At 65.1% G+C, this 14,346-nt stretch carries 10 protein-coding genes; 6 read left to right on the top strand and 4 right to left on the bottom strand.

Annotated elements, in window-relative coordinates:
- Positions 1 to 28: 28 nt before the first annotated feature.
- Entirely contained in the window at positions 29 to 991 is a 963-nt protein-coding gene (locus FXN65_RS23080) for a 2-hydroxyacid dehydrogenase (RefSeq protein WP_151136790.1), read from the bottom strand.
- Between the two features lie 81 nt (positions 992 to 1,072).
- Between FXN65_RS23080 and FXN65_RS23075 the strand changes: the two genes are divergently transcribed.
- Complete coding sequence (locus FXN65_RS23075) at positions 1,073 to 1,702, top strand: LysE family translocator (protein WP_151136788.1); 630 nt, start codon at positions 1,073 to 1,075, stop codon at positions 1,700 to 1,702.
- Between the two features lie 32 nt (positions 1,703 to 1,734).
- Here the strand turns inward: FXN65_RS23075 and FXN65_RS23070 are convergent, their stop codons facing one another.
- Positions 1,735 to 2,550: an AraC family transcriptional regulator gene (locus tag FXN65_RS23070; protein WP_151136786.1), complete on the bottom strand. Its 816-nt coding sequence runs from the start codon at positions 2,548 to 2,550 to the stop codon at positions 1,735 to 1,737.
- Between the two features lie 83 nt (positions 2,551 to 2,633).
- On the opposite strand from FXN65_RS23070, the gene FXN65_RS23065 reads away from it, so the two are divergent.
- Positions 2,634 to 3,818, top strand: a complete 1,185-nt coding sequence (locus FXN65_RS23065) for an MFS transporter (RefSeq protein WP_151136784.1) — start codon at positions 2,634 to 2,636, stop codon at positions 3,816 to 3,818.
- Between the two features lie 90 nt (positions 3,819 to 3,908).
- On the opposite strand, the gene FXN65_RS23060 is transcribed toward FXN65_RS23065, so the two are convergent.
- Positions 3,909 to 5,084, bottom strand: coding sequence for a thiolase family protein (locus FXN65_RS23060; RefSeq protein WP_151136782.1), 1,176 nt, complete (start codon positions 5,082 to 5,084; stop codon positions 3,909 to 3,911).
- A 179-nt stretch (positions 5,085 to 5,263) separates the two neighbouring features.
- Between FXN65_RS23060 and FXN65_RS23055 the strand changes: the two genes are divergently transcribed.
- The 4 genes from FXN65_RS23055 to FXN65_RS23040 all read left to right on the top strand — a co-directional run bounded on the left by FXN65_RS23055 (position 5,264) and on the right by FXN65_RS23040 (position 13,442).
- Entirely contained in the window at positions 5,264 to 6,946 is a 1,683-nt protein-coding gene (locus FXN65_RS23055; RefSeq protein WP_151136780.1) for a fatty acid--CoA ligase, read from the top strand.
- A 273-nt stretch (positions 6,947 to 7,219) separates the two neighbouring features.
- Positions 7,220 to 9,169: a DUF1302 domain-containing protein gene (locus FXN65_RS23050; RefSeq protein WP_151136778.1), complete on the top strand. Its 1,950-nt coding sequence runs from the start codon at positions 7,220 to 7,222 to the stop codon at positions 9,167 to 9,169.
- 31 nt (positions 9,170 to 9,200) lie between these two features.
- Positions 9,201 to 10,568, top strand: coding sequence for a DUF1329 domain-containing protein (locus FXN65_RS23045; protein ID WP_151136777.1), 1,368 nt, complete (start codon positions 9,201 to 9,203; stop codon positions 10,566 to 10,568).
- Between the two features lie 153 nt (positions 10,569 to 10,721).
- Entirely contained in the window at positions 10,722 to 13,442 is a 2,721-nt protein-coding gene (locus tag FXN65_RS23040) for a LuxR C-terminal-related transcriptional regulator (protein WP_151136775.1), read from the top strand.
- Here FXN65_RS23040 and FXN65_RS23035 read toward each other — a convergent pair.
- Positions 13,431 to 14,291: a hypothetical protein gene (locus tag FXN65_RS23035; protein WP_151136773.1), complete on the bottom strand. Its 861-nt coding sequence runs from the start codon at positions 14,289 to 14,291 to the stop codon at positions 13,431 to 13,433. The two genes, FXN65_RS23040 and FXN65_RS23035, sit on opposite strands and share 12 nt — an antisense overlap.
- Positions 14,292 to 14,346 lie beyond the last annotated feature (55 nt).

The raw sequence follows: 14,346 nt of genomic DNA, 5'->3' as shown, positions 1-14,346 counted from the left end.
AGCGAATTTTATCAGGGTCTTGTGGGAATTATCCGATGACTCTGACGGGCGATTCCTTGAACCAGGCCGTGGCGTTCTCGGCAAGCTGCAGGACGATGCGTTGCCGCGCCTCACGGCTACCCCAGGCGCTGTGGGGGGTAACGATCAGACGCGGGATATCGGCGGCCAGCAGCGGGTTGCCATCGCGCGGCGGTTCCTGGGTCAGCACGTCGGTGGCGGCGCCCCCCAGGTGGCCACTGCGCAGGGCAGCGGCCAGGGCCTCTTCGTTCACCAGGCCGCCACGGGCGGTGTTGACCAGCAGGGCGCCAGGTTTCATCAGGGCGAGTTCGGCGGCGCCGATCATGTCGCGGGTCTGTTCATTGAGCGGGCAGTGCAGGGTCAGCGCATCCACTTGCGGCAGCAGTTCATGCAGCGGCAGGCGGTCGGCGCGGGGCGGGCGTCCCGGCAACTGGCCCAGCAGTACGCGCATGCCGAAGGCTTCCGCCAGCCGTGCCACCGCTCCGCCCAGTTCACCGTGACCGAGCAGACCGAGGGTCTTGCCTTCCAGTTCGAAGATGGGGAAGTCCAGCAGGCAGAACTGGCTGGCCTGTTGCCAGCGGCCGGCGCGTACGGCCGCCTGATAGTCCGGCAGGCTGGTGGCCAGGGCGAGCAACAGCGCGAGGGTGTGCTGGGCCACCGACGGCGTGCCGTAGGCCTGGCAGTTGCAGACGGTGATGCCATGGGCGCGGGCCGCTTCGAGGTCGATGTTGTTGGCGCCGGTAGCGGCCACCAGGATCAGTTGGAGGTCCGGGCTGGCGGCCATGGCGCTGGCGTCGATGCGGACCTTGTTGCTGATCGCCACCTGGGCGCCGCGCAAGCGTTCGGCGACTTCGTCGGCAGCGGTCTGCGCGTGCAGGTCCAGTTGGCCGAAGGCCTGCCGCAGGGGAGCCAGGTCGAGGTCGCCGAGGTCGAGGGAAGCGTGATCGAGGAAGACGGCGCGACTGCTGTTCATGCGGGCTGTACCTTTTTCGGGGGCGTGGGAAGGCGTAAGGTTGCCAGCCTACCAAAGCTTGTTGCATCCATCGGAGGTCGCATGTACTGGACGGAATTCCTCACCGTCGCCCTGATCCACCTGCTGGCTGTGGCCAGCCCCGGACCCGACTTCGCCATTGTGGTGCGCGAGAGCGTGGCCCACGGGCGCCGCGCCGGTACCTGGACCGCGCTGGGGGTAGGCACCGGCATCTTCGTGCATGTGGCCTATTCGCTGCTGGGCATCGGCCTGATCGTGTCCCAGTCGATCATGCTGTTCAACGCGCTGAAGTGGGCCGCGGCTGCCTACCTCCTGTACATCGGCATCAAGGCCCTGCGCGCCCAGCCCGCCGACCCGGTTGCCGCCGAGGCCGCCCTCATGGCCGGCGAGCGCAGCCCGCGCGGGGCCTTCGTCACCGGTTTCGTCACCAACGGCCTGAATCCCAAGGCGACCTTGTTCTTCCTGTCGCTGTTCACCGTGGTCATCAACCCGCACACGCCGCTGGCGATCCAGGCCGGCTACGGCGTCTACCTGGCCTTCGCCACCGCCGCCTGGTTCAGCCTGGTGGCGATGCTGTTCAGCCAGCGCCGGGTACGTGCCGGCTTCGCCCGCATGGGGCACTGGTTCGACCGGCTGATGGGCGCGGTCCTGGTGGGGCTGGGGGTGAAGCTGGCTTTTACCGAGCTGAAATAATCGGGTTGAAGCTCTCTCCTGTGGGAGCGCATTCATTCGCGAATGAATTCGCTCCCACAGGCTCCTGAAACGTCCTTTTCAAGTGTGGCCAGCTGACCCAGGCTGGCCACGTACTCCTTCGGGTTCTTCCCCAGCAGGCGCCGGAACATGGCGCTGAAGGCGCGGCCGCTGCCGTAACCCAGATCGACGGCCACTTTCTGCACGCTCTGCCCTGACAATAGGCGGGGCAGTGCCTCGGTGAGCCGCAGTTGCTGGCGCCAGTCGTTGAAGCTCATGCCGAGATCGCGGGCGAACAGCCGGGCCAGGGTGCGGCTGCTGGCGCCGACTTCCAGCCCCCAGTCTTCCAGCGTGCGGTCCTGTTCCGGAGCCTGTAGCAGCGCCAGGCAGATGGCTCGCAGACGTCGGTCCTCCGGCAATGGCAGGTGCAGGGGCATGCGTTCCAGGGCGGCAATTTCAAGGAGGATCAGCCGCTGCACCAGGGCCCGGTGTTCCACGGCGTCCGGATCCTCCAGCTGAATCGCCCGCAGGATCAGTTCGCGCAGCAGCGGCGAGACGGCCAGCACGCAGCACTCGTCCAGCGTCGCGGGGGCGACTTCTGCAGCGATGAACAGGGTGCGCATCTCGACCTGTCCGGACATGAAAATCTGGTGCTCCACCCCTGGCGGAATCCACACCGCCTGGGTCGGCGGGATCACCCAGGCGCCGGCCGCAGTGACCAGGCGCATCAGGCCGCGCGCGGCATAGAGGAACTGCGCTTCCTCGTGGAGATGGCGCTCGACATGGGCGCCGTCCTCATAGTCGCGGGCGACTGCGCTCATGCGTCCTTGCTGGTGGAGTCTGATCAGCATGTCCGTTTCGATGACTTCTATGGCAGGTTGGGTCTTTCTGGACAACCTAGCATGGCACTTCCAACAACCAGAACAACGCCGCCATGAATCGACCTGGAACCGTCATCCGCTTCATCAACGCCGCCCATGTGATCGACCACATGTTCATGTTGATCTTCCCGGCCGCCGTGCTCGGCATGGGCCGCGATTTCGGCCTGTCCTACGGCGAGCTGATTGGCTTGTCGCTGGGGGGCTTCATCGCCTTCGGCGCCTGTTCCCTGCCGGCCGGCTGGCTGGGAGATCGCTGGAGCCGGCGGCAGATGCTGCTGCTGTTCTTTGTCGGCATCGGCGCCGCGGCCATCTTCACCGGCCTCTGCACGTCGGTGCCGGCGCTCGTGGCGGGCCTGACCCTGGTAGGCGTGTTCGCCGCCATCTACCACCCCGTTGGTACCGCCATGCTGGTGGCCCACGCCGAGAACCGTGGGCGGGAAATCGGCATCAACGGCATGTGGGGCAACCTGGGCGTCGCCTTCGCCGCCTTGCTCACTGGTTTTCTCACTGCGCGTTTCGGCTGGCGCGCCGCGTTCATCCTGCCGGGCGTCGTGGCCCTGTTGCTGGGGTTCTGGTTCGCCTGGTGCGTGAAGGACGAAACTCCACCGGCCCTGGCCGCCGGGGCCAAGCGCATCGGGAGCGGCATGCGCGTGTCGATGCCGCTGGTCTTCGGTGTGCTGGCCCTGGTCACCGCCACCGGTGGCGTGGTGTTCAACGCCTCCACCGTGACCTATCCCAAGCTGTTCCAGGAGCGTCTGCATGATCTCTTCGCCGCTCCGGAAACCCTCGGCGTAGTGGTCAGCCTGGCCTATGCCTTCGGCGCCATCGCGCAGTTGCTGATCGGCCGGGTGATCGACCGGGTCAGCCTGAAGCTGCCCTTCGTGCTGCTGACCTTCTGCCAGGCGCCGCTGCTGCTGGCGATGGCCTGGGCTGACGGCTGGGTGGTGATCCTGCTGGGCGCGGCATTCATGTTCGCGGTGTTCGGCCAGGTGACGGTGAACGATTCGATGGTGGCCAATTTCGTCGCGCCGCAGTGGCAGGCGCGGGTGTTCGCGCTGCGCTACTTCGTTTCCTTCGGGGCTAGCGCGGCGGCGATCCCGATGATCGCGTTCATCGAACCGCGGCAGGGTCTGACTGGTCTGTACCTGGTCATGACGGGCTTTGCCGTGCTGACCTTCGGGGCGGCGTTGGTGTTTCCGAAAACGCCGGCGCATGAGGCGAAGGTGGTGGCCGCATAGATGTGTAGGGTGGGGCGGAAGCCCACCCTACGTCTTGCCCATGAAAAAGGCGCGGTATCGACCGCGCTTTTTTTGTTCCAGCAACAGCCCTTACAGCAGCTCGATCGCCACCGCGGTCGCCTCGCCGCCGCCGATGCACAGCGAGGCGATGCCTCGCTTGCCGCCCTTGTTACGCAGGGCGTTGATCAGGGTGATGATGATGCGCGAGCCGGTGGAGCCCACCGGGTGGCCCTGGGCACAGGCGCCGCCGTAGACGTTGACCCTGGCGTGGTCCAGGCCGTGTTCGCGCATGGCCAGCATGGTCACCATGGCGAAGGCTTCGTTGATCTCGAACAGGTCCACGTCGTCCTTGTTCCAGCCGGTCTTCTTGAACAGGTTGGTCATGGCGCCGATGGGGGCCAGGGTGAATTCGCTCGGGTCCTGGCTCTGGGTGGCGTGGCCGACGATCTTCGCCAGGGGCTTGAGGCCACGGCGTTGGGCTTCTTCGGCAGTCATCAGGACCAGCGCGCTGGCGCCATCGGAAATGGAGCTGGCGTTGGCCGCGGTGATGGTGCCGTCCTTGCGGAAGGCGGGCTTCAGGCCCGGGATCTTGTCCAGGTTGGCGGTCAGCGGCTGCTCGTCGTCCTTCACTACCACCTCACCCTTACGGGTGGTTACGGTGACCGGAACGATTTCGGCGGTCAGCGAGCCATCGGCGATGGCAGCCTGGGCGCGCTTGAGGGATTCGATGGCGTAAGCGTCCATCTCTTCACGGGAAACGCCGTACTTGTCGGCGGTTTCCTGGGCGAAGGAGCCCATCAGGCGGCCGGTGCGGGCATCTTCCAGGCCGTCGAGGAACATGTGGTCCTTGATCTCGCCGTGGCCCATGCGCAGGCCGGTGCGGGCCTTTTCCAGCACGTAGGGGGCGTTGGACATGCTTTCCATGCCGCCAGCCACCATCACCGAGTTGCTGCCGGCCTTGAGCAGGTCGTGGGCCAGCATCACCGCCTTCATGCCCGACCCGCAGAGCTTGTTGATGGTGGTGCAGCCGGTGGCGGCGGGCAGGCCGGCGTTCAGCGCCGCCTGGCGGGCAGGGCCCTGCTTGAGGCCGGCGGGCAGGACGTTGCCCATGATCACTTCCTGCACATCGGCCGGCTGGATGCCGGCGCGGTTGACGGCCTCGCGTATGGCCAGCGCTCCAAGGTCCACGGCGGAAACGCCGGACAGGCTGCCCTGGAAGCCGCCCATGGGTGTACGGGCGCCACTGACGATAACGATATCGGACATCTCGAACCTACCTCTGTGGATAACGGGCCGCGACCGGCCGGGGTCCCGGATTCTATCTCGTGACCGGAATGCTAAAAAGAGTCACCCATCAAATCACTCTTTTGACTGATTTGCGCCTGGACCTGGGGGCCTAAAGTCGGGAACAACAAAAAGTCCTCCAACCTCACCAGGTGCGCCTCATGCTTCAGACCCGCGTCATCAAGCCCGCCGACAACGCCTACGTCTACCCGCTGCTGATCAAGCGCCTGCTGATGTCCGGCAGCCGCTACGAAAAGACCCGCGAGATCGTCTACCGCGACCGTATCCGCTACAGCTACGCCGCCTTCAATGAACGCGTTGCGCGCCTGGCCAACGTGCTCACCGAGGCCGGGGTGAAGGCCGGCGATACCGTTGCCGTGATGGATTGGGACAGCCATCGCTACCTGGAGTGCATGTTCGCCATCCCGATGATCGGCGCCGTGCTGCACACCATCAACATCCGCCTTTCGCCGGACCAGATCCTCTACACCATGAACCACGCCGACGACCGCTTCGTGCTGGTCAACAGCGAGTTCCTGCCGATCTTCAAGGCCATCGGCAGCCAGCTGACCACGGTGGAAAAGACCCTGCTGCTCACCGACGGCACCGACCACGATGCCGATCTGCCGAACCTGGTGGGCGAGTATGAGACGCTGCTGGCCGCTGCCAGCCCGAAGTACGACTTCCCCGATTTCGATGAAAACTCGGTGGCCACCACCTTCTACACCACCGGCACCACCGGCAATCCCAAGGGCGTCTACTTCACCCATCGCCAACTGGTGCTGCACACCCTGTCCATGGCGTCCACCATCGGCGCGCTGGACAGCATCCGGCTGATGGGGACCGACGACGTCTACATGCCCATCACCCCGATGTTCCACGTCCACGCCTGGGGCGTGCCCTACGTGGCCACCATGCTTGGGGTGAAGCAGGTCTACCCCGGCCGCTACGAACCGGACATGCTCTGCAAGCTGATCCGCGAGGAAAAGGTCACCTTCTCCCACTGCGTGCCCACCATCCTGCAAATGGTGATGAACGCGCCCACCGCTCAGGGCCATGATTTCGGCGGCCTGAAGATGATCATCGGCGGCAGTGCGCTGAATCGCAGCCTGTACGAAACCGCCAAGTCCCGTGGCATCCAGCTCACCGCCGCCTACGGCATGTCCGAGACCTGCCCGCTGATCTCGGTGGCGCATCTCAACGAAGAACTGCTGGCCGGTAGCGAGGATGAGCGCATCACCTACCGCATCAAGGCTGGCGTGCCGGTACCGCTGGTGGAGGCGGCCATCATGGATGGCGACGGCCGGTTCCAGCCGGTGGACGGCGAATCCCAGGGCGAACTGGTGCTGCGTGCGCCCTGGCTGACCTACGGCTATTTCAATGAAGCGCAGAAGAGCGAGGAGCTCTGGGAGCACGGCTGGCTGCACACAGGGGACGTGGCCACGCTGGATGGCATGGGCTTCATCGATATCCGCGACCGCATCAAGGACGTGATCAAGACCGGCGGCGAGTGGATCTCCTCGCTGGAACTGGAAGACCTCATCAGCCGTCACCCGGCGGTGCGGGAAGTGGCCGTGGTCGGCGTGCCCGATCCGCAGTGGGGCGAGCGTCCCTTCGCCCTGGTGGTGGTTCGTGACAACCAGGCCCTGGATGCCAAGGCACTGAAAGAGCACCTCAAGCCCTTCGTTGAGCAAGGTCACATCAATAAGTGGGCAATTCCCAGCCAGATCGCGCTTGTTACTGAAATTCCCAAGACCAGCGTGGGCAAGCTGGACAAGAAACGAATTCGTGTCGACATCGCCCAATGGCAGGCGACAGGCAGCACATTCCTCTCCGCTCTCTGACCCGGCCCGCTTCGCTTCACCCCGGCCCAGGCCGCGCCTTGCGCGGCCTGGGCTTTTCTTTGTGCAAGCAACCAAGCAAACGCTTGGCTTGTTAATTGCTGCTTTCTGCAAATTACTGGCTATCTTTCCTACCGAAGGATCGGACTAGACCGTCGGAAGGTGCGAGCCAGAGTGCCTGGGGGTTCCAAATCACACTTTCGAGGGATCAAGCGCTAATACCCGCTGGCTATAGTCCGCAACCATCAATAACAAAAAACACATGGAGTAGCGTCGATGACAACAACCACAACGTTCTGGCGCCTGGCAAAACTGCCACTGGCCGTCAGCCTCGCTTCCACGCTTGCAGCTCCGGCATTCGGCGTGACGTTCAACATCGGTGAAATCGAAGGTCAATTCGACTCTTCGCTGTCCGTGGGGGCCAGTTGGTCGATGCGGGGAGCCGACAAGGACCTGATCGGCGTCAACAACGGTGGGGATGGTCTGTCCCAGACCTCCGACGACTCTCACCTGAACTTCAAGAAGGGCGAAACCTTCTCGAAGATCTTCAAGGGCATCCATGACCTCGAGCTGAAGTACGGCGATACCGGCGTCTTCGTGCGCGGCAAGTACTGGTACGACTTCGAGCTGAAGGACGAGAGCCGTCCGTTCAAGGACATCGACGACAGCGGCCGCAAGGAAGGCGCCAAGTCCTCCGGCGCACAACTGCTCGACGCCTTCGTCTACCACAACTACAACATCGCCGACCTGCCGGGCAGCGTGCGCCTGGGCAAGCAGGTGGTGAGCTGGGGTGAAAGCACCTTCATCGGCAACAGCATCAACTCGATCAACCCGATCGACGTGTCCGCGTTCCGCCGTCCCGGCGCCGAGATCAAGGAAGGCCTGATCCCGGTCAACATGTTCTATGTGTCCCAGAGCCTGACCGACAACCTGTCCGCCGAGGCCTTCTACCAGCTGGAGTGGGACCAGACGGTCGTCGACAACTGCGGCACCTTCTTCGCCCAGCCCGACGTGATCGCCGATGGCTGTGACCAGAACCTGGCCGTCCTGCGCACCCAGTCCCAACTGGCCAACTCGCTGGGGCGTATCTCGCCCGTCGTGCAGCGTGTGCTGCGCAATAACGGCGTCACCTGGGGCAATCCGGACGAGGGCGTGATCGTCCGTCGCGGGGCTGACCGTGACGCCGATGACGATGGCCAGTACGGCATGGCGTTCCGCTATTTCGCCGAGGAGCTGGACACCGAGTTCGGCGCCTATTACATGAACTATCACAGCCGTGCCCCGATCTTCAGTGGATCGGCTGCGCCCGCCAGCACCTTCGGCCTGTTTGCGCCCGGCAACCCGCGTGGCTTCGGCCCGCAACTGGCCCAGGCCCTGGCACAGGCCGGGGTACCCGGTGCGGCCGCGATTGCTGGCCAACTCACCCCACAGCTGGCGCCCCTGGTCGTTGCGGGTAATTCCCAGTACTTCGTCGAGTATCCGGAAGACATCCACCTCTTCGGCCTGAGCTTCTCCACTACGCTGCCCACTGGCACGGCCTGGAGCGGCGAGTTCAGCTACCGGCCCAATGCCCCGGTGCAGCTCAACACCACCGATATCCTGTTCGCTGGCCTGACTCCGCTGAACCCCAGCGTTTCGGTGCTGAGAGGCTCCCCGGGCACTGACCTGCATGGCTACCGCCGTAAGGAGATCAGCCAGTTCCAGACCACCTTCACCCATTTCTTCGATCAGGTCATGGGTGCCAGCCGCCTGACCCTGGTGGGTGAGATTGGTGTGGTTCACACTGGCGGCCTGGAAAGCACCAGCAAGGCGCGTTATGGCCGCGACCCGGTCTTCGGCCCCGGCCCGCTGCCGAACAACCAGTGCGTGGCGCTCAATATCAGCACCCTGGGCAGCGCTACAGCTGAAAACGTCAGCAAGTACTGCGAAGACGACGGCTTCGTCACCAGCACCGCCTGGGGTTATCGCATGCGCGCTGTGTGGGACTACAACGACGTGTTCGCCGGCATCAACCTGAAGCCGAACATTGCCTGGTCCCATGACGTCGACGGCTACGGCCCGAACGGCCTGTTCACCGAAGACGCCAAGGCCGTGAGCCTGGGTCTGGATGCCGAGTACCAGAACACCTACACCGCCAGCCTGTCCTACACCGACTTCTTCGGTGGCAAGTACAACACCCTGATCGACCGCGATTTCCTCGCGCTCAGCTTCGGCGTGAACTTCTAAGCGGACTGCAATCTTGAGGAAGACGATGAAAATGAAAACAACAAAGAGTCTGCTGCAAACCGGCGCGCTGGCGCTCTCCCTGCTGGCCACCAGCGTCATGGCGGCCGTATCCGCCGATGAAGCGGCCAAACTGGGCTCCACCCTGACCCCGCTGGGCGCCGAGAAGGCCGGTAACGCCGATGGTTCCATCCCCGAGTGGACTGGCGGATTGTCGAAGAGTGCCGGCACCGCTGATGCCCGTGGCTTCCTGTCGGACCCCTTCGCCAGTGAGCAGCCGCTGTTCACCATCACCGCGCAGAACGTCGACCAGTACAAGGACAAGCTGACTCCCGGCCAGCTGGCGATGTTCAAGCGCTACCCCGACACCTACAAGATGCCGGTGTTCAAGACCCACCGCACCGCCACCGTTCCGGCGGACGTGCTCGCGGCCACGCAGTACAACGCCACCCACACCAAACTGGTTGAAGGCGGCAACGGCCTGGAAGACTTCCGCACCGCCAACCCCTTCCCGATTCCGCAGAACGGCCTGGAAGCGATCTGGAACCACATCACCCGCTATCGTGGTGGCAGCGTGCGTCGTCTGGTAACCCAGGCGACCCCGCAGCCGAACGGCTCCTACAGCCTGGTGTACTTCCAGGATGAGTTCACCTTCCGCGACAAGCTGAAGGACTACGACGCGAGCAAGCCGAGCAACGTGCTGTTCTACTTCAAGCAGCGGGTGACTGCGCCTTCCCGCCTGGCCGGTAACGTGCTGCTGGTGCACGAGACCCTCAACCAGGTGAAGGAACCGCGCCTGGCCTGGCTCTACAACGCCGGTCAGCGCCGCGTACGCCGTGCTCCGCAGGTGTCCTACGACGGTCCGGGTACCGCCGCCGACGGTCTGCGTACTTCCGACAACTTCGACATGTACAACGGTGCGCCGGACCGCTACGACTGGAAGCTCGAAGGCAAGAAGGAGATCTACATCCCCTACAACAGCTACAAGCTGGATGGTCCGAACCTGAAGTACGCCGACATCATCAAGGCCGGCCACATCAACCAGGACCTGACCCGCTACGAGCTGCACCGCGTGTGGCACGTGGTTGCGACCCTGAAGCCGGGCGAGCGCCACATCTACGCCAAACGTGACTTCTACATTGACGAGGACACCTGGCAGGCCGCCGCCATCGACCACTACGACGGTCGTGGCACCCTGTGGCGCGTCGCCGAGGCCCATGCCCAGTACTACTACAACCACCAGGTGCCGTGGTACACGCTGGAAAGCCTCTACGACCTGCTGTCTGGCCGCTACCTGGCGCTGGGCATGAAGAACGAGGAGAAACAGTCCTACGACTTCAGCTACACCGCTGGCGAAAGCGATTACACCCCGGCGGCCCTGCGCCAGGCGGGCGTTCGCTGATACACCTGCAACACCTTGTAGTGAAGCCGGCCTCCGGGCCGGCTTTTCTTTGTCTGTACTTCCTTCCCGGCGGGGCTTCTATTGGGTCCCCCGAACAGCTAGGCTCGTTCGGGTTTGCGCCCCCGCACGCACAACATTCCTAGAAGCTGGGTGATGACCGTACTGACCAGTTCGCGCTCCGTGACGCCGTCCGCCCCATTGGCGGATGCGCGCTTCTTCCGCCCGCCGCGTCCCGCCGGCCATGTTCCGCGCCCGCGCCTGTGCGAGCGGCTTGCCGATGGTCTCGAAGGCCGCCTGCTGATGCTCAGCGCGCCGGCCGGTTTCGGCAAAAGCTCCCTGGCCATCGAATTCTGCGAAAGCCTGCCCCACGGCTGGCACAGCCTCTGGCTCAGCCTGAGCCGGCGCGACAGTGACCCGGGACGCTTCCTCGAGCGCCTGCTGGACGGCCTGCGCCAGTTCTATCCGGGCCTGGGCGACGAAGCCATGGGGCACCTGAAGATGCGCCAGCGGCACCAGCCGTTCGCCTTCGAGCAGTGGCTGGATGGCCTGCTCGACGAGGTTGCCGAACGCTTCGACGCCAACCAGCCCCTGCTGCTGGTGCTGGACGACTATCACCTGGCGCAGAACGCGGTGCTCGACCGCTGCCTGCAGTTCCTCCTCAACCACCTGCCGGACGGCTGGGTGCTGCTGGTCACCAGCCGCCAGCGTCCGGACTGGCACCTGGCGCGGCTGCGCCTTTCACGTCACCTGCTGGAGCTCAACGAGCAGGACCTGCGCCTGACCGAAGACGAATGCCTGGCGCTGCTCAGCAGCCAGGGCGCAAGGCTCGAGGGCGAAGAGCTGGAAGGCCTGCTGCAGCGCAGCGAAGGCTGGGTCGCGGGCCTGCGCCTGTGGCTGCTCTCCGGCCAGGATGCACCTGCCGGCACTGGCACGGGGCAGGTTGCCCGGGGCGACGAAAGCCTGATTCGTGAATACCTGCTGGAAGAAGTCATCGAGCGGCAGCCACCGGAAGTGCAGGCGTTCCTCTTCGAGACCGCGCGCTTCGAGCGTTTCTGCGCCGAACTCTGCGATGCCGTGCGCGAAAGCCACGACAGCGCCGCCATCCTCCGGCACCTGCAGGCCCACCAGATGTTTCTGGTGCCGCTGGACGAACAGGGCCAGTGGTTCCGCTATCACCACCTGTTCTCCGACCTGCTGCGCACGCGCGGCACCACCAGCCTGGCGCCCTCCGGCATGCACTTGCGGGCCTGCCGCTGGTTCAGCGCGCGCGGCCTGCTGGACGAAGCGGTGGAACAGGCGCTGCGCGCCGGCCAGCCCGATGTGGCGGCCTCGCTGGTGCAGAACCTGTCGGAAGAACAACTGCTGGCCAACCAGAACATCGCCATGCTGCTGCGCTGGAAGATGGACCTGCCCGACAGTCTCCTCTCCAGCACACCACGACTGATCGTGCTCTACAGCCTGGCCCTGGGCCTGGCCTGCCAGCTGGATGCGGCGGAAGAACTGGCCGGCAACCTGGCGCGCTTCCTGCCGGCGCCGGATGCCGCGCAACAGCGCAGCCTGCTGGTGCAATGGCAGGCCATCAGCGGCCTGATCGCCCGCGGTCGTGGCGATATCGAGCGCGCCGAACATTTCTGCACCGAGGCGCTGACTGCGCTGTCGCCGGAGAACTATGGCCAGCGCCACCTGTGCCTTTCCCTGCTGGGGAACCTCGCCCTGGTGCGCGGCGACCTCTGGCGGGCCCGTGGCCTGAACCGCGACGCCCTGGAGATGGCCCAACGCGGCGCCAACCCGCTGTTCGAGTCTCTGGTTCATTACGACCGTGCCCGCGTCCTGCAGGCGCGTGGTGAAACCCTGCGTGCCCAGGCCGAAGTGCAGCAGGGCCTGGAGTGTCTGCGCGGTGTGGATGTGCCCAGGGCCTGTGTGGCCCGTGCACGATTGATGCTCTACCAGGGCTTCCTGCTGTGCATGCGGATGCAGAACCAGGCCGCGCGGGTCAGCCTGCAGGCCGGCATCGCCGAAGCCCGCGCCTGCCGTGACATCAGCCTGTTGATCGGACACTGTGCCCTGGCGGCACTGGAGGGCCGCGAGGGCCGCTTCGCCGCCGCCTTCGCGCAACTGGCCGAGGCCGAGCGATTGATGCACATCTGGGACGTGCCGCCGGTCTATTACCTGGCCATGATCACCCTGTCCAAGTGCGAGCTCTGGCTGGCCCAGGGGCAGCTGGAGCTGGCCGAGGCCTGGCTGCCGCGTCTGGCGGAAACCTATGCCGGCGAAGGCGCCGCCGCCGCGCCCGAATTCCATCCGTTGCTGCCGCTGTGCATCGAGCAGCAATCGGCTGCGCTGGCTCGTGCCCAGGGCAAGGCCGCGGAGGCCGAGGCGCGACTGCGCGCCCTGCTGGAGAAGGCAGAGGGGCAGGGGATCATGCATGTGGCGCTGGGGGCGCGGCTGCAACTCGTGAGCCTGCTCCGCGCCGGCCGCGAGCGAGAGGCCGCGGCGCTGCTCGAACGCGCCCTGGAAAGCCTGGAAAGCGGCTCCCTGCTGCCTTATCGCGAGCTGCTGGAGCAGCACCCGCAATGGCTGCGTGAACAACTGGCGACGCACTCGCCGGACAATGTGCGGGAACTGCTCGAATTGTTGCCCGGCGCCGACGTCGTGATGCCGGTGGATGCGGGCGCCGCCGAGGCACTGAGTTCACGGGAGCTGGCGGTGCTGCAACTGATCGCCCAGGGCTGTTCCAACCAGGAGATCAGCGATCGGCTGTTCATCTCCCTGCACACGGTGAAGAGCCACGCCCGCCACATCAACAGCAAGCTGGGCGTGGAGCGCCGCACCCAGGCCGTGGCCCGGGCCAAGGCCCTGGGCCTACTTCGCTGAAGCGGCCGGCGGTACCGAGAGGTCCAGCGCCGGTTGGGCCGGCTTGGCTGGCGCCGGCCTGGCCAACTGGGCGTCCACGTCCTGCTGGATGCCGACCAGCACCGGCAGCAGGTCGGCCATGTTGCCGCGCACTTCGCTGTACTGATGCTTGTCGGCCAGTTCACCCACCCGTGCCAGTAACTGTCCGCGTACGTCGGCCGGCAGATGCACGAACAGCTCCGGCAACAGCTTGGCCAGTTCGGCGCTGTAGAGCACCAGGTCCTCGCGGTTGAACTGGCGTGTCAGGCCCAGGTAGTCCAGCGCGCTGGAGGTCAGCATGGCTGCGGCGGCCTTGGTCTCCTGCAGGCCCTGCAGGCGGATCTGGCTGGTCTGCTCCTTCTCCGAGAGCGTCATCCAGAACTCCACCGTGAGGGTGAAGAGGATGGCCTGCTGGCGCATGGAATAGGTCATCAGGCCCAGGGCCTCCGCCCCGTAGGGCTGCTGGGCGGCCTTGAAGTCGAAATACAGGCGCATCAGCTCCTTGAGCTGGAACAGCACGTCACGCGCCTCGTTCTGCCGCAGTTCCAGCGGTGCGTAGATGTTCAGCTGTGGCTTGAAGTTGTCCTCGCTGACCATGCGCGTGTAGATCGGGCCGGTGAATTCGCCGCTGCGCCGGGGCAGGGCGTTGACCTGGGTGGTGTCGATCTTCTGCAGGGCCAGGAGCAACTGGTGATAGTCGGCGCTGACCCAGGGACGCTGGATGTCCGGGATCTTCTGCCCCAGGTAGAACAGCTCGGCGGCCGGCGTGAACCGCGCGAAAACCAGCAAAAGGATGGCCAGCGGCCAGAGCAGGGGGCGTGATAGCGTCATCGGTCTGGACAATCCTGCGGGGGAGGGCCGGCCAAGAGTAGCGAGGCCGTGCTGC

The organism is Pseudomonas lalkuanensis, assembly GCF_008807375.1.
GTDB classification, from domain to species: Bacteria; Pseudomonadota; Gammaproteobacteria; order Pseudomonadales; family Pseudomonadaceae; genus Metapseudomonas; species Metapseudomonas lalkuanensis.
The sequence above is the reverse complement of the archived record's forward strand: the minus strand, read 5'-3'. Positions and strand labels throughout refer to the sequence as shown.